Origin of the sequence: Endozoicomonas sp. SCSIO W0465, assembly GCF_023716865.1 — a bacterium.
Lineage (GTDB): Bacteria > Pseudomonadota > Gammaproteobacteria > Pseudomonadales > Endozoicomonadaceae > Endozoicomonas.
Genome location: NZ_CP092417.1, coordinates 111,260 through 133,227 on the forward strand (window position 1 = coordinate 111,260; position 21,968 = coordinate 133,227).

At 48.8% G+C, this 21,968-nt stretch carries 25 protein-coding genes; 8 read left to right on the forward strand and 17 right to left on the reverse strand.

Annotated features, from left to right (window positions below):
• Nucleotides 1–28: 28 nt before the first annotated feature.
• The 4 genes from MJO57_RS00435 to MJO57_RS00450 form a co-directional block, all read right to left on the reverse strand.
• Nucleotides 29–2,026 (reverse strand): methyl-accepting chemotaxis protein, encoded by a 1,998-nt coding sequence (locus MJO57_RS00435; protein ID WP_371924854.1) that lies wholly within the window; start codon nt 2,024–2,026, stop codon nt 29–31.
• Nucleotides 2,027–2,159: 133 nt separating this feature from the next.
• Complete coding sequence (locus MJO57_RS00440) at nt 2,160–2,717, reverse strand: chemotaxis protein CheW (RefSeq protein WP_252022015.1); 558 nt, start codon at nt 2,715–2,717, stop codon at nt 2,160–2,162.
• A 107-nt stretch (nt 2,718–2,824) separates the two neighbouring features.
• Nucleotides 2,825–3,199: a twitching motility response regulator PilH gene (gene pilH, locus MJO57_RS00445; protein WP_252026872.1), complete on the reverse strand. Its 375-nt coding sequence runs from the start codon at nt 3,197–3,199 to the stop codon at nt 2,825–2,827.
• Between the two features lie 136 nt (nt 3,200–3,335).
• Nucleotides 3,336–3,746: a PleD family two-component system response regulator gene (locus tag MJO57_RS00450; RefSeq protein WP_252022016.1), complete on the reverse strand. Its 411-nt coding sequence runs from the start codon at nt 3,744–3,746 to the stop codon at nt 3,336–3,338.
• A gap of 290 nt (nt 3,747–4,036) precedes the next feature.
• On the opposite strand from MJO57_RS00450, the gene MJO57_RS00455 reads away from it, so the two are divergent.
• Nucleotides 4,037–5,317: a TolC family outer membrane protein gene (locus tag MJO57_RS00455; RefSeq protein ID WP_252026874.1), complete on the forward strand. Its 1,281-nt coding sequence runs from the start codon at nt 4,037–4,039 to the stop codon at nt 5,315–5,317.
• Between the two features lie 87 nt (nt 5,318–5,404).
• On the opposite strand, the gene MJO57_RS00460 is transcribed toward MJO57_RS00455, so the two are convergent.
• Nucleotides 5,405–7,387 (reverse strand): hypothetical protein, encoded by a 1,983-nt coding sequence (locus MJO57_RS00460; protein WP_252022017.1) that lies wholly within the window; start codon nt 7,385–7,387, stop codon nt 5,405–5,407.
• 174 nt (nt 7,388–7,561) lie between these two features.
• Here MJO57_RS00460 and hslO point away from each other — a divergent pair, with 174 nt between their 5' ends.
• The 3 genes from hslO (at nt 7,562) to MJO57_RS00475 (ending at nt 11,988) form a co-directional block, all read left to right on the forward strand.
• Nucleotides 7,562–8,431 carry an Hsp33 family molecular chaperone HslO gene (hslO, locus tag MJO57_RS00465; RefSeq protein ID WP_252022018.1) on the forward strand — a complete coding sequence of 290 codons (870 nt, stop codon included), beginning with the start codon at nt 7,562–7,564 and terminating at the stop codon, nt 8,429–8,431.
• 416 nt (nt 8,432–8,847) lie between these two features.
• Nucleotides 8,848–10,461 carry a phosphoenolpyruvate carboxykinase (ATP) gene (gene pckA, locus MJO57_RS00470; protein ID WP_252022019.1) on the forward strand — a complete coding sequence of 538 codons (1,614 nt, stop codon included), beginning with the start codon at nt 8,848–8,850 and terminating at the stop codon, nt 10,459–10,461.
• A 402-nt stretch (nt 10,462–10,863) separates the two neighbouring features.
• Nucleotides 10,864–11,988, forward strand: a complete 1,125-nt coding sequence (locus MJO57_RS00475; protein ID WP_252022020.1) for an integrase family protein — start codon at nt 10,864–10,866, stop codon at nt 11,986–11,988.
• Between the two features lie 13 nt (nt 11,989–12,001).
• On the opposite strand, the gene MJO57_RS00480 is transcribed toward MJO57_RS00475, so the two are convergent.
• The 10 genes from MJO57_RS00480 to MJO57_RS00525 all read right to left on the reverse strand — a co-directional run bounded on the left by MJO57_RS00480 (nt 12,002) and on the right by MJO57_RS00525 (nt 18,865).
• Nucleotides 12,002–12,343, reverse strand: a complete 342-nt coding sequence (locus MJO57_RS00480) for an AlpA family transcriptional regulator (protein WP_252022021.1) — start codon at nt 12,341–12,343, stop codon at nt 12,002–12,004.
• 10 nt (nt 12,344–12,353) lie between these two features.
• Nucleotides 12,354–13,541 carry a Rha family transcriptional regulator gene (locus tag MJO57_RS00485; RefSeq protein ID WP_252022022.1) on the reverse strand — a complete coding sequence of 396 codons (1,188 nt, stop codon included), beginning with the start codon at nt 13,539–13,541 and terminating at the stop codon, nt 12,354–12,356.
• Between the two features lie 29 nt (nt 13,542–13,570).
• Nucleotides 13,571–13,816 carry a hypothetical protein gene (locus MJO57_RS00490; RefSeq protein ID WP_252022023.1) on the reverse strand — a complete coding sequence of 82 codons (246 nt, stop codon included), beginning with the start codon at nt 13,814–13,816 and terminating at the stop codon, nt 13,571–13,573.
• Between the two features lie 132 nt (nt 13,817–13,948).
• The gene (locus MJO57_RS00495) at nt 13,949–14,311 is read right to left on the reverse strand and encodes a hypothetical protein (protein ID WP_252022024.1); all 363 of its coding nucleotides are present in this window, start codon (nt 14,309–14,311) and stop codon (nt 13,949–13,951) included.
• 14 nt (nt 14,312–14,325) lie between these two features.
• On the reverse strand, nt 14,326–14,844 hold the full coding sequence (ssb, locus tag MJO57_RS00500) for a single-stranded DNA-binding protein (RefSeq protein WP_252022025.1): 519 nt from the start codon (nt 14,842–14,844) through the stop codon (nt 14,326–14,328).
• Between the two features lie 23 nt (nt 14,845–14,867).
• Nucleotides 14,868–15,761: a recombination-associated protein RdgC gene (locus MJO57_RS00505; RefSeq protein ID WP_252022027.1), complete on the reverse strand. Its 894-nt coding sequence runs from the start codon at nt 15,759–15,761 to the stop codon at nt 14,868–14,870.
• Between the two features lie 85 nt (nt 15,762–15,846).
• Nucleotides 15,847–17,409, reverse strand: a complete 1,563-nt coding sequence (locus MJO57_RS00510; protein WP_252022028.1) for a YqaJ viral recombinase family protein — start codon at nt 17,407–17,409, stop codon at nt 15,847–15,849.
• 4 nt (nt 17,410–17,413) lie between these two features.
• Nucleotides 17,414–18,133, reverse strand: a complete 720-nt coding sequence (locus MJO57_RS00515; RefSeq protein WP_252022030.1) for an ERF family protein — start codon at nt 18,131–18,133, stop codon at nt 17,414–17,416.
• Between the two features lie 44 nt (nt 18,134–18,177).
• The gene (locus tag MJO57_RS00520; RefSeq protein WP_066017980.1) at nt 18,178–18,537 is read right to left on the reverse strand and encodes a hypothetical protein; all 360 of its coding nucleotides are present in this window, start codon (nt 18,535–18,537) and stop codon (nt 18,178–18,180) included.
• Nucleotides 18,530–18,865, reverse strand: coding sequence for a hypothetical protein (locus MJO57_RS00525; RefSeq protein WP_066017979.1), 336 nt, complete (start codon nt 18,863–18,865; stop codon nt 18,530–18,532). The genes MJO57_RS00520 and MJO57_RS00525 overlap by 8 nt, the downstream gene beginning before the upstream one ends.
• A gap of 514 nt (nt 18,866–19,379) precedes the next feature.
• Between MJO57_RS00525 and MJO57_RS00530 the strand changes: the two genes are divergently transcribed.
• Entirely contained in the window at nt 19,380–19,571 is a 192-nt protein-coding gene (locus MJO57_RS00530) for a RusA family crossover junction endodeoxyribonuclease (RefSeq protein ID WP_252022032.1), read from the forward strand.
• Here the strand turns inward: MJO57_RS00530 and MJO57_RS00535 are convergent.
• Nucleotides 19,568–20,230, reverse strand: a complete 663-nt coding sequence (locus MJO57_RS00535) for a S24 family peptidase (protein ID WP_066017976.1) — start codon at nt 20,228–20,230, stop codon at nt 19,568–19,570. The genes MJO57_RS00530 and MJO57_RS00535 overlap by 4 nt on opposite strands.
• Before the next feature lie 104 nt (nt 20,231–20,334).
• Complete coding sequence (locus tag MJO57_RS00540) at nt 20,335–20,505, reverse strand: hypothetical protein (RefSeq protein ID WP_252022035.1); 171 nt, start codon at nt 20,503–20,505, stop codon at nt 20,335–20,337.
• Here MJO57_RS00540 and MJO57_RS00545 point away from each other — a divergent pair.
• From MJO57_RS00545 to MJO57_RS00555, 3 genes are read left to right on the forward strand one after another with little or no spacing between them, the layout of a single operon-like run.
• Complete coding sequence (locus tag MJO57_RS00545; protein WP_252021084.1) at nt 20,504–20,788, forward strand: DUF6444 domain-containing protein; 285 nt, start codon at nt 20,504–20,506, stop codon at nt 20,786–20,788. The genes MJO57_RS00540 and MJO57_RS00545 overlap by 2 nt on opposite strands.
• Complete coding sequence (locus MJO57_RS00550; protein WP_252022037.1) at nt 20,745–20,894, forward strand: hypothetical protein; 150 nt, start codon at nt 20,745–20,747, stop codon at nt 20,892–20,894. Before MJO57_RS00545 ends, MJO57_RS00550 begins: the two co-directional genes overlap by 44 nt.
• 34 nt (nt 20,895–20,928) lie before the next feature.
• Complete coding sequence (locus MJO57_RS00555) at nt 20,929–21,963, forward strand: transposase (protein WP_252026884.1); 1,035 nt, start codon at nt 20,929–20,931, stop codon at nt 21,961–21,963.
• The last annotated feature ends 5 nt before the right edge of the window (nt 21,964–21,968 follow it).

Genomic DNA, 21,968 nt, shown 5'->3' on the forward strand with positions numbered 1-21,968 from the left:
CGTCTCTTGCGGAGTCAGTTTTCCGGTGTCAGGACTCTGTGACTTCAGGCAGTTTGAAGCCAGTAACCGACTGACGCATTTCCATTGCCATACCGGCCAAATCCCCGATAGATTGGGCGGTTGCCTCGGTACCTGAGGAAGTTTGAATAGAAATATCCCGGATGGCCACCATGCGATTGGAGATCTGTGAGGCAAACTGTGACTGAACTCTTGCGGTTTCCGAAATGTTCCGGATCAGGCCTGACAGGCTATTGGATACCTGCTCAATCTCTTCCAGTGCAACGCCGGCATCCTGCGCCAGACGAGCGCCATGTACCACTTCAGAAGTGGTTTGCTCCATGGAAATGACCGCTTCGTTGGTGTCCGTCTGGATGGTCGATACCAGGGCTTCTACCTGTTTGGTTGCCGCCGAGACACGTTCTGCCAGGCGTTGAATCTCATCGGCAACGACGGCAAAGCCTCGACCTGATTCACCCGCCATGGAGGCCTGGATAGCGGCGTTCAGGGATAGAATATTGGTCTGGTCTGCAATTTCGTTAATCAGTGAGATGATATCGCCGATCTCCTGGGAGGATTCGCCCAGTCGCTTAAGACGCTTGGAGGTATCCTGAATCTGTTCACGGATAGTGGTCATGCCATTGATGGTATTTCGTACGACCAATCCACCGTTAGCCGCGATCTGTACCGAGCGCTCGGCCACATCAGCAGAGTCAGATGCTTCGCTGGAGACCTTGTCAATGGACTCTGCCATCTGGTTCACGGACTGGGTCGTAGCCCCGATCTCCTGAGCCTGGTGGTCGGAAGCTTCGGCCAGCAGTCGGGCGGTGGCCTGTGTTTCCTGGGCGGCTGCATCTACCTTAACGGCAGTCTGGTTGATGGTGTTTACCAGGGCTCGCAGTTGTTCAATGGAGAAGTTAATGGAGTCGGCAATAGCACCGGTAAAGTCTTCGGTGACACTGGCTTTAACTGTCAGGTCACCATCTGCCAGGTCGGCCATTTCATCAAGAAGTCGCAGGATAGCCTTCTGGTTAGCGTCGTTCTGAGCCTCGGTTGCTGTGTTTTGAGCCTCGATCGCCTGATTCTGATGTTCCGTTTCCTTCAAGCGACGGCGGGTATCCATAATGATGGACATTGCCGTCAGAAAGATAAACAGGAGGGAAAGTACACCGGAGGCCATGATGGTCAGCTCAAGTGTCTTCTGCTCAACGGTGGATGCGGACAGGGTGTCTGCCAGTACCGATGTTTGCTGCAGCAGTTGTTGTGAATCGGTGAAGATGGTGTTGGATGCCGTGCGTACCTGGAACAGTTCAGGAGAGGTTTCCAGAATCTTATCAATGCTGCCATCAATGAATTCAAAAAGGTCAGTAATCTCCCTAAGACGGTCAATGGCCTCATCATCCGACACCTGACTGATGCGCATGGCAATATTACCTGCCAACATACCATCCAGTACCCGCCCGAACAGCTTGGCATCGCGACCAAAGCTGTCAGCGGCCATGATGGCGTCTTCATCACCTTCCAGAACCTTGGCGACACTGCGGATAATTCGTTCTGCCAGCCAGGGTTGGCGCTGAGCCATGGCAATCTGGTTAGCGGGCGCATTATTTTCCAAAAGGATTTCTACGACCTCGTCGTATTCAATTTGCAGCTGGGGAATGGTTTCACTCAGTGTGTTGGCAACATCATGCATAGACAGTACGTTATCCTGTGCAGAGAGAATACTGTCAGCTTCAACCTTCATTTCAGTCCATGCAGCATTCAGCGCTTCAATCTGCAGGGCTGCAGCGCTATTGGTAGTGTCAGTAAAGGGGATAACGGAAAGCCTGGCGCGATTCAATTCACCAATATATTGGTCAAACATCGACGTTGCTTCTTTCAACAGGGGAAAGGCCTCTTCTTTACCAGAGGCTGCTTCTGAGGCGTTTTTGGCAATCTGCTGGGAAAGAACCCTGAGCTCACCTGCATTGGTTGCATGGGTGTGAAGTAGCCGGGATTGCTGGTCATTATAGATAAATGCACCAGTCATCACTAACAGGGACAGCACCAGCATTGTGATCGAAGCGATCGTTGCTTTGTGCGCCTTGCTTCCCTGTCCCCTCTTCGCTTGATAGCCTTTCATGGTTTATTCCCCGATTTCTGATTTGAAATCAAAATCCTGTTTATTCGCTGGCGGCTTGTAAAAAACGCTCGTTGGTGACGAGTCCTTCAACACTGAATACGACATAGTGTTGATCTTTGAAATATGAGCCCCGAGTAAATGGATGAACACTTTCCGGAACTGATGTCGGTATCTCATCGGAGTGGCTGCTGGCGGTAAACTGCTGCATACCTTTTACTTCATCAACGACGAGGCCAACTGAAATATCTTTCTTCTCGATGACAAGCATCCGGTTGTTGGGGTTGGGTTTACTGGAAACAGAACGGCTATGGTTACTGTTCAGGAAGTCTCCCAGGCTGATAACGGGTATCAGACGTCCCCGGACGTTTGCTAATCCCCTGACCCACCGTTGAACACCCGGTAACGGGGTCGTCTGGGGAACCGGAAGGATTTCGGATATTGAACCAACCTGTACCATGTAATGCTGACTATCCAGCAAAAAGCTGACACCCTGCCAATAGTTCAGATCAGTTTGCTCTACAGGGATTTGAGCGCTGTACAGGGAAGCACTTTGCTCAAGTGTTTCCAAATAGTCGAATGGATGAGTGGAGCTGGTCATTATACTCCTTTCCTTAACGGTTCCCTTAACAATTCAAAGTGACGAATGTGAGACAGACCTGGTGGGATAGTTTTCCGGGATCGCTATCTGGCGCAGGTAAGCCTGATTCAGGCGGCAACATCACTCAAGACTTCGTTCAGGGTCTCCAGCAACAGGTTTTCCTTGATAGGTTTAATCAGATAATTTTTGGCACCCTGACGCATGCCCCAGACCCGGTCGGTTTCCTGATCCTTGGTGGTTACGATAATTACCGGGATATGGTCGGTGGTTCCATCTTTAGAGAGCTGGCGGGTAGCTTGAAAGCCATTCAAGCCCGGCATGACAATATCCATCAGGACGGCGTCAGGCTGCTCTGCCCGGCATAGGGCAACACCATCGGCACCATTGTCAGCAGTCAATACGGTATACCCATGTTTCTCAAGCATTGCACTCAGCTGGTACAGCTCAGTTGGTGAATCGTCAACAATTAATACCTTAGCCATAAATTCCCCCGGTTCTTTTGGCCCAGTAGTGTTCACTGGACCGCACCAAACTTGGTTACTTGCTTTAAATTTTTGCTGAAAGTCTTCTTGGTCTCATCGGTAGAGACCCAGTCAAGGGCTTTTCATGCACATTTGTTTAAACGGCCAGAGCATAATCAGGACAGTGTTCCCGAATAGTTCCGAAGAGCTCATCACGGCTGAATGGTTTGGTCAGGTAGTAATCTGAACCGGCAATTCGTCCTCTGGCACGGTCGAAGAGGCCATCCTTACTCGATAGCATGATGACAGGAATCTTTTTAAATGCGCTGTTATTTTTAATCAGCGCACAGGTTTGATAGCCGTCAAGACGAGGCATCATGATATCGACAAAGATGATGTCTGGTTCGGACTCGGCGATTTTTGCCAATGAGTCAAAGCCATCGGTGGCGGTAACCACCTGGCAACCTGCTTTTGCCAGCAGTGTTTCAGCAGTACGACGAATCGTCTTGCTGTCATCAATAATCATGACCTTGAGGTCTTTTCCGACGATTTTTTCGCCATCGTGCATGTTATTTCCCCGGCAATCCTCAAATGAGGCGAAAATGGTTCACTGTCATTCGTTCTTGTCGATCCGTTCCCAATGGCCTAATTCTGATTCAACCGGATATCTGGACCGCTTATTATGCTGTTTTTATCATAAGTTGGTCATTGCTGACCAGAAGTGCGATGGTTACAAGTCACGATTTTTCAAACCAGCTATAAAGTCCCGGCTATTCATGGCGATCTATCAAGATAATAAATCTCAGTACGGAAGAAACAGGTATCTTCATGGACCGTTTTCAATTTCTGCTTATCAGCATGTTCTCAGGCCTGTTTGCATGGAATACTGACGTTTCCGCTGAATCCCTGGATGAGGCTCTGGGCCAGGCTCTGCGTTCAAATCCTCAGGCAAAAGTTGCCCTTAGCCGTCTGAAGGCTGAGCAGGTGAATATTGATGTTGTGGCTGCTGATTTCTGGCCAACGCTGGATATTGCAGCAGGTATTGGTGGACAGAAAAAGGACACCAGTGCGGATACGGATGGGGAAAGGTTCACCCGCAAAGAAGCTTCATTATCTCTGAAACAGAACCTTTTTGCCGGTTTTAATACCTGGTACAACGTTAAGGGTGCCCGAAAAGGTGCTGAGGCTGAGCATTGGCGGCTCTACTCTACCCTGGAAGATCTGGCTTTACAGGTTATCAATGTTTATCTCAAAGTGCTTGAGCATCGTGATTTGGTTGAGCTGGCAGAAGAAAACCTGGAGATTCATCACGAAATTTTTGATCAGATTGAACGTCGTGCCAGTCAAGGGGTTGCCCGAAGCTCTGATTTGATTCAGGTGGAGGGGCGCCGAGCACGAGCCAATGCGAACCTTATTAGTGCCAGAAATAATCTGATGGATGCTGAAAGTGAGTATCGTGCATTAGTAGGGCATAATCCCGGCGATTTGGAGTTTCCCGGTTTTGAACATCTTGATTTGCCAGAAAATTTGCAGAATGCGATTAAAAAAGGCAGGCAGGATCATCCCAGTGTAAAAGCAGCTGAACTGGATGTTGAATCATCAGAATATGCATATTCTTCCCGTAAAAGCAGTTATCTTCCGTCCCTGGATGCTGAGTTAGACCAAAGCTGGAAACGCAATGCTGATGGTCAACTGGGAGATTATGATGATACGGTCGCCATGGTAAGGCTTCGCTATAATTTGTTCCGGGGTGGCGGTGACAGGGCCCGTTTGATGGAGAGTGCTCATCAGGCAGAAGAGCGGCGCTCCCAGAAAGCCAGGGTCATGAGAGATGTAGAAGAAAGAATGCGTATCGCCTGGGCGGCTTTTCAGTTTATAGGCGCACAACGTGGGTATTTATTACTTCATGAAGCTTCCAGCCGGGAGACGGTTGCAGCATACAAAGAGCAATTTAATATTGGTAAGCGTACGCTGCTGGACTTGCTGGACAGCGAGAATGAATTATTTCAGTCCAGCAATAGTTTAACCTCGGCCATCTATCAGGAAACCTATGCGCGATACCGTGTTCTGGCGTCAGTGGGCAGGTTGCTTGAAAATGTCGAATTTACAGTTCCGAAGAGCTGGCAGTTAGGTGGTTAAAAAACGTCAGCTCTGCAAATTGGTCATCATTTGCGGTACCAGCACCCGATCCCCAGCACCCGATCCAAAGGTGCCAGCTCCTTCTCTCTAGTAGATTAAAACCACTGGCTTAATAATGTCAGAAGACTGACTTCGATAGCGTCGTTCAATTTCTGCTTCCAGGCTATTGCATACATCATCTTCTACATTTTCAATCTCCTTTTCACGGTGTTCAGGGGCATTTATAAGATCTAATAACTCCGGGTCGGTCATCAACTTATCTGCCCCTGTCCCCTGAAGGATCAAAAAGCCTGCTGCATCGGGTCTTGGCGGTAATTTAGAAATTGCACATTGTTGTTTGGCGTTTTTTACTTCCTCGTCGTTGGCGTCAGTCTTTCCGGATAGTTCACAGGCTAGCTGAGTTGCGATTCCTGTATTGGTATTGTCCACTTGTAACTCTACAACCTGGGTTGAGTTATGTTGGGCATAAAGTACTCTTAAATCCCTAACGTGTTTCTGATTTATCAGCCATTTATTTTCATTAATGTCGATGACCATGGCAAAGTCTCTTGGTATAACCGGGTTTATTTCTGCCTGTGAAAAGGTGTTATATAAGATGTTGAAAACCTCAGTATCAGAAATGTCCGCCAGTGAATCTTTACTATTCTGATCAATATATCCCTTGAATTCTTCAGTTAAGCGTTCTTTAAACAGTCTTGCATATTCTGTAGTACCTTCCTGACCCTCAAAGAACATGTATATCTTCGGTAGATCCTCGTTATCAGCACCATTAATAACCTCCAGATAATGATCATGAGAATAAATGTCATCGCCAACGGGTTCTGAGTGCGTATAGGTTGACCTCCCTTGCTTATGTTCTTTCTGGGCTGCCAAAATTCGTTGTACAGCACCCTCATTAAATGATCTCCGTTCATATACAACTGCCGTATCTTCCCCGGACATTGAAAGAGAATCTGACGTCGAAGATGATAAAGGGCTATGAAAGTCAGTAGGCAGTGTAACTGGTGTTACCGGTGGGCTTGATGATGGGATACCCGGATTTTCATGAGAGAGGCCTGCAGAGCCAGCTTTCGGAATTTCTTCTTCGCTGATCTGAGTCCCAAAGGCTTTAGAAGAAGTACTCCCTTCAGAGGACTTAAGCAAGTCTGCCAGTCTCTGTTTATTTGCTTCTTCTTGCTGTTGAGCGGCGTGGTTAGAAATCGTTCCCGGAGTAGCCTTTGGTCTTTCGTGATGATCGTTCTCAGAGTGGCTATCGGGAGACTTGACTTCGAATACAAAGCGGTCATTTTTTTTGGCTTCTGAAGGTGAAGGTGAAGGTGAAGGTGAAGGTGAAGGTGAAGGTGAAGGTGAAGGTGAAGGTGAAGGTGAAGGTGAAGGTGGCCAGCTTGGTAAATCAGCAGTGAGTTCAAATTGTCTGCTATTTAAGGTTTCAGAATACAGATCACGGGAATCAATACCCTTAAGCTCTAACTTTTCACGTAACTCTTTAACAGTAACTTCTGTTGTTTCAATCGCTTCGTTAAGCACTTGCTCTCTTCCATTATTAACAAATGCTTCCTTGAATTCGTCAATTCTGGTTGATAACGCATTTAGTAATTCTTTCTGCCGGCTTTCGATCATATCTATCTGAGGAGGAAGCAAGGTTATTACTTCCCCGGAATTAGATACATATTTAATTTCAAATCCACACTTGGCTGTGTATCTGTTTGGGTTAGCTATGAATGCTTCAATTTTGTCCAAACTGGAGGCTATTTTTCTCTTCCCCCGTAAGTCTGTCAGTTGGTGACAGCTACTTATGTACTGATCTTTCAGGCTGTCAATTTCCATTTTTTTTGTGTTGACGTGAGAGGCTGCTTCAGCACTTTCAGTGCTTCTTTTATTGAGAGGCAAACCATTGTTCAGAGAGTCAGTCCCTGTAGCGGTTTGCGGTTTGGCTGGATCAGTTACCGTGGATTCCCCTACTTTCTGAGGGGATGTGAGATGGGATGGTATGGAAGTTGTTTTATGAATGCCTGGCCCTTTTTGCATGTCCTTTTCCCAGTCAAGATAGCATCTTTTGAGTATAGCCAAACAGCGATTTAGCTTGAGAAGCTATAAACACGGCGAAGTGTTTTTCTTTGAATCGTAATATAATGCGCTATTTTCAATATTATGTTTCTTTGTAAATCAATGGTTTGCTTGTATTTAGTCGGTACTTTTCTACTGTCGTCTGTTTACTGATAAGCCCGGAACGGAATGTTGCTCATGAGCAGAACTGATAACGCTGTACAACGTTTTATCTTTGAAAATACCGATATTCGCGGTGAGATCGTTTCCCTTAACAACAGCTATGTTGATGCTTTGGCCGCTCACGACTACCCAGAGATTGTCAGACGACTTCTGGGAGAGCTGGTGGCTTCTGTGGTCTTGTTGAGCACTACATTGAAGTTTGAGGGTTTACTTACACTTCAGGCCAGGGGGGATGGGCCTTTAACCCTGCTAATGGTGGAATGTACAGATCAGAAGTCTTTCAGAGCGGTAGCGCAGTTCAGGGATGATATTTCTGAAGGTGATCTGCAGGAACTTCTGGGCAAAGCCAGCCTGTTGATTACCGTCGATCCGGTCAAAGGGAAACGTTACCAGGGCATTGTTCCCCTGGAAAAGGAGACACTGGCTGCAAGTCTTGAAGATTATTTTGCCCAGTCCGTGCAATTACAGACCCGTCTGTGGTTAGCTTGTGATGGTCAAACTTGTGGCGGTTTACTGCTGCAGGCTTTGCCTGCCAGTGTTGAGCTCTGTGAAGACATTCGCACCGAATCCTGGAATCGCATGACGGCGCTTGCGGAAACCGTTCAGAACGCTGAGCTGTTGGATCTGAACCATGAAACGCTGCTGCTCAGACTGTTTCATGAAGAAACGGTTCGAATTTTTGCAAAAGAACCGGTTCGTTTCGTCTGTACCTGTTCGCATGAGCGAAGTGCAAAGATCATCAGTACTCTGGATCGTAAAGAGATTGAGTCAATTGTTAAAGAAGAAGGGCAGGTTGCCATGGACTGTCAGTTCTGTAATCACCAATATGTTTTTGGGAAAGAGGATATCGATTCAATCTTTAGCGAAAAAACGCCAATACACTGAGGCTCTCTGGTTTCCTTCCTTTTTAACTGGTCAGGAATTTATTCAAATTTCTGGCTAGATAGCCAAATATTGTCTTATGTTGTTTTTTCTGCCTGCCTTTGTTGTGTGGTGCCAGGTTTTGCTAACTCGTCGTGAGTTCATTGGCGAGAGAGAACGATGAAAGTGTGCACTTGTGTTTTCTTCCAGTGACTGATGATAAATTTGACACGGGGCAACACTTTTAAACCGATAAAGGTTTAACGTCTTTTACCAGACTCAGTTAACACTCAGGCGTGAATAGAGGGCTCTATAACCGGTAATGTCAGGGTTATATTTAAATAGTTAGTTCGATACCCTATCATAGCGCGCCACAAGAATTATCATAATCTAACAACACAAAACGTTAAGTTGAGCATATTGCCTTAGGAGAACTTTGCATGGCCCATGTAAACGTAAAGGAAGCTCTGGCTGCCGTCGGAATCAAGGATGTCCTTGATGTGGTTTACAACCCTTCTTATGACACGCTGTTTGAGGAGGAAACCCGTCCGGAACTGGAAGGCTATGAAAAAGGGGTGGTTACTGAAATGGGGGCAGTGTCGGTGGATACCGGTATCTTCACTGGCCGTTCGCCGAAGGATAAATATATCGTCAAGGACGATACGACCCGGGATACTATCTGGTGGTCGGATCAGGGGAAAAATGATAACAAGGCCATTACAGAAGAAACCTGGGCAGATCTTAAATCACTGGTCACCAATCAACTTTCCGGCAAGCGCCTGTTTATTATTGACGGCTTCTGCGGAGCCAACCCTGAAACACGCCTGAGTGTCCGCTTTGTTACCGAAGTGGCGTGGCAGGCACACTTCGTGAAGAACATGTTTATCCGGCCCGGCGACGATGAACTGGTGGGTTTTGACCCTGACTTTATTGTGATGAATGGCGCAAAATGCACCAATCCTAAATGGCAGGAGCATGGCCTGAACTCTGAAAACTTTGTGGCATTCAACTTAACGGAACGCATTCAGGTGATTGGTGGCACCTGGTATGGCGGTGAAATGAAGAAAGGCATGTTCTCTATGATGAACTACCTTCTGCCGCTCAGGGGCATAGCGTCCATGCACTGTTCTGCCAATGTTGGTGAGCAGGGTGATACGGCCATTTTCTTTGGCCTGTCCGGAACCGGTAAAACCACACTCTCTGCAGATCCAAAACGGGCATTGATCGGTGATGATGAACACGGTTGGGATGATGATGGTGTCTTCAATTTTGAAGGCGGGTGTTATGCGAAGACCATTAACCTGAGAGAAGAGAATGAGCCTGAGATTTTTCACGCCATTCGTCGTGATGCTCTGTTGGAAAACGTAACGGTTGATGCTCAGGGCAAAATAGACTTTGATGACGGCTCTAAAACCGAGAATACCCGGGTTTCTTACCCCCTGTACCATATCGACAATATTGTTAAGCCGGTATCCAAGGCCGGCCACGCCAGGAAAGTGATCTTCCTGACCGCTGATGCTTTTGGTGTCTTGCCACCGGTATCCCGACTGACGCCTGAGCAGACCAAGTACCACTTCCTGTCTGGTTTTACCGCTAAGCTGGCAGGCACTGAGCGTGGTATCACTGAGCCAACACCCACTTTCTCCTCCTGTTTTGGGGCTGCATTCCTGACACTGCATCCGACCAAGTACGCAGAAGAACTGGTTAAAAAAATGGAAGCTCATGGTGCTACCGCTTATCTGGTGAATACCGGATGGAATGGTACTGGTAAACGTATCTCCATTAAGGCAACCCGGGCAATCATTGATGCCATTCTGGATGGCTCTATCGATAAGGCAGAAACCAGCACTCTGCCTTTCTTCGGGTTACATGTACCACAGCGTGTTGCCGGTGTTGACGACAGTATTTTGAACCCTCAGGATACCTATGAAGACCCTGCAGAGTGGGAGCGTAAGGCCCGTGACCTGGCGGACCGCTTTATTACCAACTTTGTCAAGTTTACCGATAACGAAGAGGGTAAGGCTCTGCTGGTTGCAGGTCCATCACTGGGGTGATTGGTGCCGGGCTGATTCGGGCTGATTGCTGATTAAAGTACTGCCAAAATAGCCATGTTATAAAGGGAAGCGCTGTCTTCCCTTTTTTATTATCCGGCTTCAGTATTTCTGTCCTGGATCAGGCATTATTCGATAGCCTGAAGGATTGTGTGCATACAAACGGGTCAATTTCGTTATAATTCCCGTCTACTTTTGTAAAGAGTTTGTAATTGGTTTTTTTTGTCTTTTTCTGGTTTTAAATCAGTTATTTATATTTATTAGTATGTTCGTACTGGTACGTATGTGTCTTTCTTGGATGGGGTTGGTGTGTTGTAAAGTGTTGTGAAATCGTTGTAAAAAAAATACTGTTTTGAGGAAAAAGAAAATTTTACAACACTCGAAAAATAACAACGGTAGTCATCAATGAAAAACGCTCAACAGGTCAAGGCATTATTAAAAAAGCCAGGTATGCACAGTTGCGGTAAGAACTTGCTTCTTTCTGTGGGGAAAAAAAGAAGCACTTGGTATGGAAGGGTCTTTATTGATGGTAAGCGTAAGGATGTAAAGGTTGGGGACTATAAGTTTTTAACGCTGTCGGAAGCCAGGGCACGGTTGTCAGCTATACAGGACAGTCTGGCCGTTTCTGGTACTTTTGAGGTGATTGAAACATTCGGCGAAGCCTATGAGCTTCTTAAAGAAAAAGGGGTGAGTGAAAGCTATGACTCGGCTTATAGAACTTATCTTGAAACTGATTTCGGTCCCATGAAGTTAGATGCCATACAACCTATTGTTATTGAGAGAAAGCTTAACCAAATACGCAAGGCTGGAATAAAAACCACGGGCAAGAAGGTGCTGAGTGTGATCCAGCGGGTCTATAAATTGGCAAACCGGTTGAGACTGACAGAGAAAAATCCGAGTTTTGGCTTTGAAAGCAAGGATGCCAGTACTCATATCTCTAAAAACACTCGTACACTGTCGATGGATGAACTAGAAGCCGTCTTTGAACATTTCAGAAATCAACGTCTTTATAACCGTAGGAACTATTTGATGCTGGCGGTAAAAACGGCATTAACCTTACGGGTTAGAGAGTTGGTTGCCATGAAAATGAGTGATGTTGATTTGAATAAGGGGTGTTGGAGAACTCCTGATTTTTTAAGGAATACAAAAAAATGGATTCATGAGCTAATCCCACTAGAACCAGAGGTAGTTGGATGGATAAAAGAAGCCAATGAATTTTATCCAGACAGTGACTATGTATTTGCAGTGGATGATGGTGGGGTATGCCCCAATACCTTGCGTAATTGGGTTGAGTATCAGTACAAAAAGGGGAAGTTAAATCATATCAAGGTATGGGCTCCACACTCCCTGCGGCGTACAGGAAGGACGTTTATGTCCAAGAACAAAATATCCTATGAAGTGGCAGAAGCGTGTCTTGGGCACAGGAAAAAGGGAGTGGATGATGTTTACAATACGGATGATCATTTTGAGGAAAGAAGGGCGGCGCAACGTATTTACCTGGATACTATTGCGCCGTTTATAAATGCATGAATGGGCATGCCTGTCAGCAGCCAAAAAATGCTTCAACATCACTGCGGCGGTATAATTTTTGAATGCCTTTACCCAATGATACCGGCTCAGGAAACTCACCATTACGGATGATTTTGTAAAAGGTCGAGGCTCTATTTGATTTCCGAACTGCTCTGCAGTGAAAATTGGATGTGGACCACGCAATGTAAGGCTTGAGGGCAAATTGCCGAGCAAAGCTCTGAGAGCCTTTAATGATAAGTGCTTCAGCCAGGTTCAATCTGGGAACAGTCTGTAATCCAATAAGAGCCAAGGTCGATTTCGAGAGATGGTATTCCCGAAGTATATCAGTCACCCGCATTAGCTTTTTCTGTTCCATATCCCTACCCCTACATAAAAAACTTCAAAATGTCGTAGCCAAAGACAGGCTGGCATTGGGTGGTCATCACCCGCTTACCCTTCTCACGGAACTGCTTTGTTGACGGGTCATACATTTTTCCGTAGTGCCAGCCAGTGTCGGTCAGGACGAATTTGCCGCTGTGCTTCATGGGCTTCCATTTAATGATGCGGTGCTTTTTCAGTACGTCCTCTATGTAGCCTTTTTGCAGCTCCAGCTCGTCGGCTAGTTCATAGATGGAGAAGTGATCCGGCAGGCCGTAGCGGCCCCGCATTCGGTCACTGCTTCGGCGACTTTTATGCTGTCGGGTGATGACGGGTTTCCCGGTGTCAGGTTGATCCTCTGCAACGGTTGGCGGTGTGGGCTTTGGTTCTGGCGCTGGTGTCTTTTCTGCCGGTTTTGGCGTGATGTAGCGCCGCCATGGTTTGGTGAGCGTTGGCAGTACAGAGGCGTACCACTTCAGTTGCTTGACGGGTGTGCCGTCACCGTGATGCTTGCCCACGTCGAGCATTTCACAGAACGGCTTGCCCTTGTCGGTAGGCGTCCACTGATCGCCCACCCTGACCTGCAATCCGTGGTCGTGAAGGTGCAGGTTCATATTGACGGCTGAGAAGACCGGATCGGACAGTTTGCCCAGCTCGGTAACTGTGTAAAGCGGGGCTTTGACCGGGGCGATCAGGGCGGGGTGACCCATTTCTTCCAGTGGGGAAAAGTCGAGGCGTTTCTTGACCATGCGATCTGCCGCCAGCATGGCCTGGTTACCGTTAAGGCCGAACTCTCTGGCAAAGGTGATGGCTTTGAGGCTGGCGTCCATGTGGAGCTCCAGCAGTTGGTGCGGGGAGGGTTGATTCTCCTGCTGAATCATGGGCTGTGATTGGCCGGATTCCAGAGCGTACCATCGTTGAATGACGGCGGCTCGACGTTGAACATCGTAGCCTGTGATCAGCACTTCACTTTCAAACCGGGGAAGCCTGTATTCGGTTTGTTTCCTGTTTTGTGCGTCAATATAGATGCCTCCAAACTTGGAGACATCCCATTCCATCTGGATGCACATATTTTCAATGTCACGTTTTACATGGGCGTGCTGCTTGCCTGTGAGGTCTGCAATTTCGCAACTGGACATTGTTTCAACGTCTGAATTGATATTAAGAAAACCCAGTGCAGTATTTTGTTGTTCCATAACATTTACCTTTTTTATTGTTGGTTTTGTTACTGGGGACTGGCCGTCTCGATGATGGGCTTGAAGTCGGTCAGTATCAGGTCACGGTATTTTTCCCATTGCTCTGTTGAGTCAAACATGGAGAAGCCAGGGGCATTGCCGATGCCCAGTCCCGCAATGAAAGCTCGTTCGATGGCTCTGGCCAGAGCCAGCTCCCGGCCGGTGAAGGCGTTGGTGACCTGGCTCAGCTCCAGAAAGAGCCTGTCTATGGTTTCCGTCTGGTTAAGCTGTGGCATCCCTACCTCCGGTTCAGGCGACGGGCGACTTTCTGGGCCTTGAACTTTGCCCGGCGCTGGGTCAGCTTCAGACGCTTCTTCCGTGGATGGCGATCCAGTGGGGTGTTTTCAGTAATCATGTCTCGTCCTTGATCAGTGAGTGGTGTGCCGGGTATCCGTGGAGTGGGCAAAATTGCTCGCATCTTTGGATTGGTGATTTTCAAAGGCTTCCTGAATGAGATAGGCGACGATCAGTTGCTGTTGGTGCTGTCTCTCCTGTTCCGAGGCATCATATGGCGTCGTCAGTGTGGTGAGCGCATCAAGTGCTGCACCCATCATGCAGCCCTTACAGATTTGTTGTCCTGACCATGAGGCCGCCATTTCAGTGGCAAGGTTGTGTGCCCGAACACTGTCCCGTTTTAGACGAAGCAGTGTGGCCTTGTCGTCAGGTTCGGATTTGGCCGTGTAATCGGCAGTCAGTGCGATGCGCAGATCATTGATGGATAGTTTTGGCATCCTTGCCTCCTGATTCAGAAAGGAATGTTCTGGTCATATTCGTCATAACCCTGCTGGGTGGCAGGCTGCTGACCGTTACGGGCTTGCTGGTACTGGTTGTTCTGCGGTGCCTGTTGTGCCGGGTGGTTGGCCGGACGCTGCTGAGGTTGCTGTGGTGCCTGCTGGTTCTGGGCAGGCTGCGGGTTCTGACCGTCCAGCATCTGGAACTGGGTATTGATGCCATTGACCACCACTTCGGTGGTGTAGCGATCCTGACCGCTGTTGTCCTGCCACTTACGGGTCTGTAGCTTGCCTTCGATAAAGACTTTGCTGCCCTTGTGCAGGTACTGCTGGGCAAGCTCGGCAGATTTGCCGAAAAAGACGACACGGTGCCACTCGGTCTTTTCCTGCTTCTGGCCGGTCTGTTTGTCGTTCCATACTTCACTGGTGGCGATGGACAGGTTGGCCACCGCAGCCCCTGCCGGGGTGTAGCGGACATCCGGGTCATTGCCCAGGTTACCGATCAGGATGACTTTATTAACGCCTCTGGCCATGGTGGCTCTCCTTTGGTTCAGATTTAGTTCATATAGCTGAGAAGCTGGGGCAGGAATTTTCGGAAGGTGCCGGTCATCAGGGCAAAGTCGGCGTCCAGTGCTTCCAGCTTGGTGTCGGTTTCTGTCTCGTCCCGTTCCGCCTGCAAGGCATCGGTCATGGTCATGCCGGTGAGGCGCAGGTTTTCGTTCAGGGTAAAGGTGAGGGAGTCCTGCCAGGTGAGCAGCAGTGAACAGACCAGCATCCCGTCCTTCAGATGGGGTTCGATGGAGCCGTTGATCAGGTCAAACTGTTTGGCCTTCAGGTGCGCACCTTCATCACCGGGTTCCCGCAGTTCGCACTGGTCACCGAGCAGCAGGGGGCTGGGGAGTTCCTGGGTTTTCAGCCAGTCGCTCATGCAGGTGGCGGGGAAGGTTTTTGTCTGAGGGGGGAGCACTGGCAGGCTGCCGAGGGCTTCCCGCAGTTTGCTGGTCAGTTCTTCAGCCTGTTTGGCCGAGCCATTGACGATGAGCAGGTTACGGACCAGATCAATGTAGGCATGGGTGTATTTATTGCGGGTGAATGCCTGGGGCAACAGCTCCATAACGATGTCTTCTTTGATGCACTTCTTTTCCTTGGCGAATACCTGCCGGTCTTCGTTCTGCTCAATCTGCTCGACCTTTTCTGCCAGCTTTTCGTTGATGACCTCATTGGGCAGAATCTTTTCTTCTTTACGGGCGCGGATCAGCATACAGGCGTTGTTCTGGTGAACCAGGGCCTCAGTGCGATGGCCGAGGGCAGAGACAAAGCCATAGCGGCTCATGTCCTGTGGACCGCAGGGGATGAATGCGCCGTTCTGTCGGAGCGCTTCTTCCAGTCCATCGCCGGTCAGGGTGAAGTCTTCGGTGAACTGGTAGACGTTGAGGTTTTTGAACCACATGGCGGGTTACCTTTTTGTTGTTATGGTGTCTAGAAACAATGGGTGGCCATTTTCGGAGGACAGGTGGCCAGCCTGTGACTGATGGTCATGCTTCTTTCAGGGTGAGTTGGTCGGTGGAACTGATGATGCCGGTACGGCGGATCACCAGCTCAACACCGTATTCGTTGCCGTTCTTATCGAAGCGGTACCGGTCCAGTGAACTCTTGCCGATCAATTGCTCCAGGACATGAGGGCAATCGGAGAAAACTTCTTCCCTGACCTCGCCATGGGCATACAGCAGGTCCTGCTGGTCTTCCGTGATGTCCGGTTTTGCCGTGGGGACCGGTGCTGCCGGTTCATTGGCTGGCTGGTTCTGACGGGCTTCCTGATTCAGGCGCATGTCAATGATGGCCATCAGGTCCATCGGGTCCTTGTGCAGCAGGGTGTCCAGATCGGGAAAGAGGTAGTCCTTGTCGGCAGCCATTTTCTGGTACACGGCCAGATTGTTTCTCACCGCTTTGGCCTGCTGCTTCTGCTCGATACGGGCCTGAGCCAGCCGGTCATTGACGGCTGATTGCATACTGGAGATATTCCGTTTGCCCTTGATCACCTCCTGGAACTCGGCGGGGATGATAACGGAAGCGATCCAGCCGGGCGTCAGCTCGACATTCAGGGCCTGACGTTCCTTTTCCAGTGAGGTGACGGCTTGCAGGACGATGCTGTCCTTGATGTGCCTGTCCTGATCCTTAATTTGATCGGCCAGCAGCTTGTATTTGTTTTTTACGTCCTTCGTCAGGCGATCAATGGCCGCAAAGAGCCGGAATATGTCCGGTACTTGTGCCAGTGCTGCCTCCTTCCCATCCTTCAGCTTCTGTTCCGTGGTCTTCAGGAATTTCACAGCGGCTTTGGCATTAACAAAGTCCTGATCCGTGACCAGTGCGGATTTTATGGAATTAAGGCAGTGGTGTACCTGTTCTTCCAACAGGTGCAGATTGGAGCTAGACACGCTTCCGTTGATCTGCACCGCCAGAGCCGTGGTGTCCTGAATGACCTCGCCCACCAGTGGCTGTGCCGGTGCTGGCTGGGGCTGGTAGTTGTCGAGGTCTTCCTTGAACTGGTGCCAACCGGCGATCAAGGCCTGACGACGATCATCACGGGTCTGGTAATAAACCCAGCGCAGTTTGTCACGGGTGCCATCGGAGCAGACAAAGATGACGCGAACATTATCCTGTCCAGTCACCAGGAGCTGATGTTCCAGTTGCCAGTAATAGGCAGGTTCTAAGCAATTTCCCTCGATCTGTGCCGCAACTTTCTTGTTCCATAGCTTGTGCTCGAAGATTAGGGTGCGATCCAGATCAAGGCCGTCAAAACTGGCCAGCAGTGGCAGGCCGTCAACATCACGGGTGCCAGTGACCGGGAACAGTTGTTTCATTTCCTGTTCTTCAATGAGTGGACGGGCCAGTGCTTCAGCGGCGTGTCCATCATCAAAACGCTGTTGCTGCTGTGGGGTTACTTCCTCGGTGCTACCAGTGGCTTTTTCATGGAGAAGCCGGTCACGGGTTTTGAAGGGGCTATCCCCCATCATGGCCACCGCTTCACTGGCGGTGAAGTGTTCCCGGCGCAGGGCCAGCCACTCAGGGCTACCCTGTCGAACGTTGATCAGTTGCATTGGATTATCCTTTGTATTGGATGGACTGGAGGCGTTGGACTTGTTCAGGGGTCGCGGGGGCCTTGCTGTTGATGCTGGTCAGAATTTCGTCCGCGGAGTTGCGACCGGATTCTATTCGGGTGGTCCAGTCTGGCAGGTTGCGCTGAAAGTCATCCTCCGGGTAAGCGGATGCCTTCTGTTGTGGTATGTCCGGTGAATAGCCGTCCAAGTCTTCGTCGGTGCAGGCCACGCCGAGGATACCCACCAGTGCGATCCGCTTCAGGTAGGTGATGGTAGAGGATACCTGTTGGATGCCGTTTTTATTGCCGCTGGTATCAATAGGACCTGTCACGACGTTGTTGATGCTGTGGCCTGATACGTGGCTGACGGTGCAGGTTACCGATATGGAGGGGCCTTCCTGCTGTTGTTCAAACCAGTAGCTGAGCCCGAATTTGTGCAGTACGGGTTTCACTGCTTCCACCACATCATCCAGTGAGGCGTAGCTGTAGGACATCGTGCTACCGTTACGGGTCGGGAAGTTGGCCTGTTTGCTGCGCCTAACCTTGGGCATTTCGCTCTGGAAGGCAGCAAAAGCATGGTGGAACTGTTGCTTGGCCAGTATGTGCTGGCCCTGTTCGTACAGTTTTATTACCCGTTCCAGGGTTTCGATGTTGGCGTTCTGTTCCATTGCCCGGTTGAGAAGCAGGCCGATTTCGCTGACCGACTGGGTGTCTGGCGCGGTCATGGGCATGGCTCTCTGGGGCATCATCGGTTGCTGTTCTTTCTTTTTTAGTTGGCATTACGCAAGCTCCTGTCACGTAAAACCTGAGAGCGCCGACTAAGAGCCCTATCGCAGATATCAGCGGTTAAGGTGGTCACTATATTGCTGGCAATTTTTTCGTTCAGCTCATACCAGTCATCTACAGGGATAAAGAGAACATCCTCTATTTTCTGGCGCTTGAACCATGACCCCATGGTTTCTCTGATGACGGTGTGAATTTGTTCGCTGGTCATGGATACGGAAATGCTATTAGCGATTTCATCCACCAGATTGAGGAACACCGTCAGGTCGTACATCACCCTTAACTCTTTTAGCCAGTCGCTAACACTGTGAAGCACGGATGCGTGTAATTGGTTGGTGTTATCCATGGCAATAACCTCTTTCTATTGCGTAGTTACGGATATCCCGACCGGTCAGACGGGCTTCTTCGTTGTGGTCGCAGGCATAAGCCAGGTGGTGTACAGCCAGCAACCTGAAACCCTGTTGAGGGTTAAATTCTTCAGTGATGAGGAAGTTGAGGAAGCGGTAAAGGTTGATGGTGCCGATGCCGTTTACGGTGCAGGCCGACTGGCTGTCGAGTTGATCTTTCAGGTTGGTTTCGATAGCTTCCAGCTCGGACTCAATAAACCGGGCCAGTGCCTCTTTGTGGTCAGCGGCATTCTGAATGCCATAGGGGTCTAGACGTACTGCGTCCATTGAGTTGCCTTTATGTTTAATTAAATTGTTATCTTTGTTTACATAAAAGATAGCAAAGCTAATATAGCTAACCTTATCGTATTTAGTAATTAAAAATTATATTGCGATTATTAAAAACTATTGGCGCTGGTGTGCAAGGCTTAGGGGCGGGGATGAAGCTGAAGAAATGGCTGGAAAGGCTGCCGGAGGACTTACAATTGGTAGTCGCTGAAAAAAGCAGAGACAGTTTGTTAACACTGGTTAACGACCTCCCCATGGGAAAGGGAAGGTCAAGATTTACCCGTACGGTCGTTGCTATAACCAATGGATTTCAAGTTGCTACGTGGTGGTAAATGAGCGAAGCCATGGGACATAGAAATACTATGTGACAATAGTGAGCGAATGCAGCCAACAACGTAGCAACTTGAAAGGCGACGGGTAAATACACCGGAAGTGACCAGGCAGGCCGAGCAGGTGACCAATATGGCCGCCATAGGGCAGTCCAGACTTACTGGCTGGTTAACTTGGGGAGCTGGTGCTGGCGGTGTTTCCAATTACGAAAAGCTGGTCAAAGAAAAAAAAATCGGTGAAGCCGGATTTTGATAATGTTGCCAAGCTCTACTGCGATGCCCTGAATGGGCTGATGCGGGAGGATGACAAGCAGGTTGTCGATGGCCGCTGCATGAAGGTATATGGGCAGCAGCCGGGGGTATTGGGGCTGGACTAAAGGGTGGTGAAGATGGACACCGCTTTGCCGCGATAGATTTTTTCCAGTGGCCCTTCGTAATCAATGGCCAGCATATTCTGGTAAAACGGGTTGATAACCAGCAGGCGGTGGTACTGCCCTTCGGCAGGACGCCAGACCCGTAACCGCAGCTCGCCTTCGTACTCGATCAGGATAATGTCACCGGGTTGAGGAGCAACGGTGGTGTCGATGCGAACGGTACTGCCCACTGGAATATTTCGGTGTTCGCCATCATGGGGATTGAGCATGGCATCACTGGTCATGCGGAGCAGATACCCCTGACTGTCCTTTTTCAGGATTGTGATACCGGTGTTTTCGGATGTGGTTTGTTCCCTGGCTTCCAGGTCCGCCATTGCCTGAATGAACTTGCCAACATCAACTCCGGGAATTTTTTCAGGTGCTTCCTCGCCGGTTTCCAGCCAGTGTGCCGTGACCCCTAGAATGTCGGCAATGATGTAGCGATGCATTGGCTTAGGGGAGCGCTTCCCACTCATCCAGTTACTGAACGATGCCCTAGAACAGGGCACCCGCCTTGCGATGTCGGCATCGGAAAGTTTGAGTTCAGACGCCCGTTGTCTTACCCGTTCTGCCCAGGTTGTCACGTTCTTATCCTTACTTGTCTGATAACCGGTTTTATCCATTGTTTACTGATTGTAAACCAGCCAAGAAAAGAAAAAAGCAGCAGGTACGATGGCAGATAGGCTCTGGCCATTAGGTTGTTTCGCATAGTTCGTTATCAAAATATTCAAGGTGTTAGCAAGTTGAGTTGTTTGTTTACAAAATTAGCTTTTGAATTTACCGTGAATGGGTAAATCAAAAAAAGCCGTAACTGTTCAGCACCCCCACATAAATCTGGAATTTTCTGATTTTTATACCATCCTCTTAAGCACCATTTTTCCACAATATTCGCCAGCATGATTCCAGAACTACCCGCAACTATGTCGGCTGAGATTCTCTTGAAAGAGAATGCAGAGCTGCGGATGAGAGTTGCCTGTCTGGAAGAGCGATGTCGAGAATTGGAAGAAAAGGTTGGCAAGAACAGTCAAAACAGCAGCAAGCCGCCATCGTCTGATGGTTATCAAAAACCTTGTAAAAACAGTAATTCTCCAGATCATTCTGACGACCTTTCCGCAGATAAAGGTACCGATCCATCGGATGAAAAACCCAATCCTAGAAAGTCTGAGACAGTCTTCTGGTAATAAAGCCGGTGGAAAGAAAGGGCATCAGGGCACTTGTCTTAAACAGGTCGATATCCCTGACTATATTGATAGGACTTACGCATTGACAACAGGCTCTAAAATTTGATAATGCCAAAAAACAGATGTCTTCAGGGATGAAAGTGAGAACTACCACTCGACCGACCACTGCACGATGCACTCTTGCAAAATACATTGGCTTTTTGATTAGTGAGCCAAAATCATCAACATGCACAAGACTGGCCGAGGTTACCGACTTTTCTCACGATAGCGCAAACCGCTTTCTTAAGCGTGAAAACTATCAGCCCAAAGATATGTACGATGAAGCAGTCAAAAGTTTAAACCCTATTGGCGGCACCCTGAGCGTTGATGACAGCGTGCTCGACAAACCTTATAGCTACTCCGTGGCACTGGTTGGCCACTTTTGGTCGGGTAAACATCACCGAGTGGTTAAGGGAGTTAACCTCATCACCCTTTATTACACCGACGTATCCGGGCGCCATATGCCGGTGAATTACAGGATATACGACAAATCGGAAGACAAGACAAAAAACGACTACTTCCGTGAAATGTTGATTGAAGTGCTGGTATGGGGGCTGAAGCCAGCGTTCGTTACCGGTGACTCCTGGTACAGCTGCACGACTAACCTGAAGACGATTAAAAACCATCAGACTGGGTTTATGTTTGCCGTTGAGAAAAACAGGACAGTATCACTGGAAAAAGGTAAATGGCAGCAGGTTCAACACCTCGACATCCCCGACAATGGTCTGGATGTATGGCTCAAAGACTTCGGTAAGATCCGGTTGTTCAGGACGATGCTAAAAGACCAGCGTCGCCACTACGTGGTTTACTTGCCAGAGGAAGTCCCTTTTGAACGCAATGACTTCAAGCAGATCCATGACCAGCACTGGCAGATCGAACAGTTTCACAGGGCGATCAAGCAGGTTTGCCATATTGAGCACTTTCAGGTTCGCAGCGAACGACCCGTCAGAAACCATATATTTGCTGCAATTTTAGCTTTTGTTTATCTCCAGAAAATGCAGATAGAGCAGGAGTTTACGAATATTTATCAGCACCAACGGGGGCTGTTTAAAGAGACAATAGGCGCTTTCATTGAGAGTTTTGCAAAGGGGAAGGATCACCTCCTACCAAAATTTATCGGTGTCATCAATGCGTAAGTCCT

Bases quoted from the DNA above. Each gene is read 5' to 3' on its own strand.
- MJO57_RS00540 (WP_252022035.1), bottom strand. From the start codon at position 20,505: ATGCTGGCGAATATTGTGGAAAAATGGTGCTTAAGAGGATGGTATAAA.
- MJO57_RS00475 (WP_252022020.1), top strand. From the start codon at position 10,864: ATGAAAAACGCTCAACAGGTCAAGGCATTATTAAAAAAGCCAGGTATG.
- pilH (WP_252026872.1), bottom strand. From the start codon at position 3,199: ATGGCTAAGGTATTAATTGTTGACGATTCACCAACTGAGCTGTACCAG.
- ssb (WP_252022025.1), bottom strand. From the start codon at position 14,844: ATGGCCAGAGGCGTTAATAAAGTCATCCTGATCGGTAACCTGGGCAAT.
- MJO57_RS00510 (WP_252022028.1), bottom strand. From the start codon at position 17,409: ATGCAACTGATCAACGTTCGACAGGGTAGCCCTGAGTGGCTGGCCCTG.
- MJO57_RS00545 (WP_252021084.1), top strand. From the start codon at position 20,504: ATGATTCCAGAACTACCCGCAACTATGTCGGCTGAGATTCTCTTGAAA.
- MJO57_RS00550 (WP_252022037.1), top strand. From the start codon at position 20,745: ATGAAAAACCCAATCCTAGAAAGTCTGAGACAGTCTTCTGGTAATAAA.
- MJO57_RS00515 (WP_252022030.1), bottom strand. From the start codon at position 18,133: ATGACCGCGCCAGACACCCAGTCGGTCAGCGAAATCGGCCTGCTTCTC.
- MJO57_RS00435 (WP_371924854.1), bottom strand. From the start codon at position 2,026: ATGACTGGTGCATTTATCTATAATGACCAGCAATCCCGGCTACTTCAC.
- MJO57_RS00525 (WP_066017979.1), bottom strand. From the start codon at position 18,865: ATGGACGCAGTACGTCTAGACCCCTATGGCATTCAGAATGCCGCTGAC.
- MJO57_RS00535 (WP_066017976.1), bottom strand. From the start codon at position 20,230: ATGGATAAAACCGGTTATCAGACAAGTAAGGATAAGAACGTGACAACC.
- MJO57_RS00490 (WP_252022023.1), bottom strand. From the start codon at position 13,816: ATGCCACAGCTTAACCAGACGGAAACCATAGACAGGCTCTTTCTGGAG.
- MJO57_RS00480 (WP_252022021.1), bottom strand. From the start codon at position 12,343: ATGGAACAGAAAAAGCTAATGCGGGTGACTGATATACTTCGGGAATAC.
- MJO57_RS00495 (WP_252022024.1), bottom strand. From the start codon at position 14,311: ATGCCAAAACTATCCATCAATGATCTGCGCATCGCACTGACTGCCGAT.
- MJO57_RS00455 (WP_252026874.1), top strand. From the start codon at position 4,037: ATGTTCTCAGGCCTGTTTGCATGGAATACTGACGTTTCCGCTGAATCC.
- pckA (WP_252022019.1), top strand. From the start codon at position 8,848: ATGGCCCATGTAAACGTAAAGGAAGCTCTGGCTGCCGTCGGAATCAAG.
- MJO57_RS00485 (WP_252022022.1), bottom strand. From the start codon at position 13,541: ATGGAACAACAAAATACTGCACTGGGTTTTCTTAATATCAATTCAGAC.
- MJO57_RS00520 (WP_066017980.1), bottom strand. From the start codon at position 18,537: ATGGATAACACCAACCAATTACACGCATCCGTGCTTCACAGTGTTAGC.
- MJO57_RS00505 (WP_252022027.1), bottom strand. From the start codon at position 15,761: ATGTGGTTCAAAAACCTCAACGTCTACCAGTTCACCGAAGACTTCACC.
- MJO57_RS00450 (WP_252022016.1), bottom strand. From the start codon at position 3,746: ATGCACGATGGCGAAAAAATCGTCGGAAAAGACCTCAAGGTCATGATT.
- MJO57_RS00440 (WP_252022015.1), bottom strand. From the start codon at position 2,717: ATGACCAGCTCCACTCATCCATTCGACTATTTGGAAACACTTGAGCAA.
- hslO (WP_252022018.1), top strand. From the start codon at position 7,562: ATGAGCAGAACTGATAACGCTGTACAACGTTTTATCTTTGAAAATACC.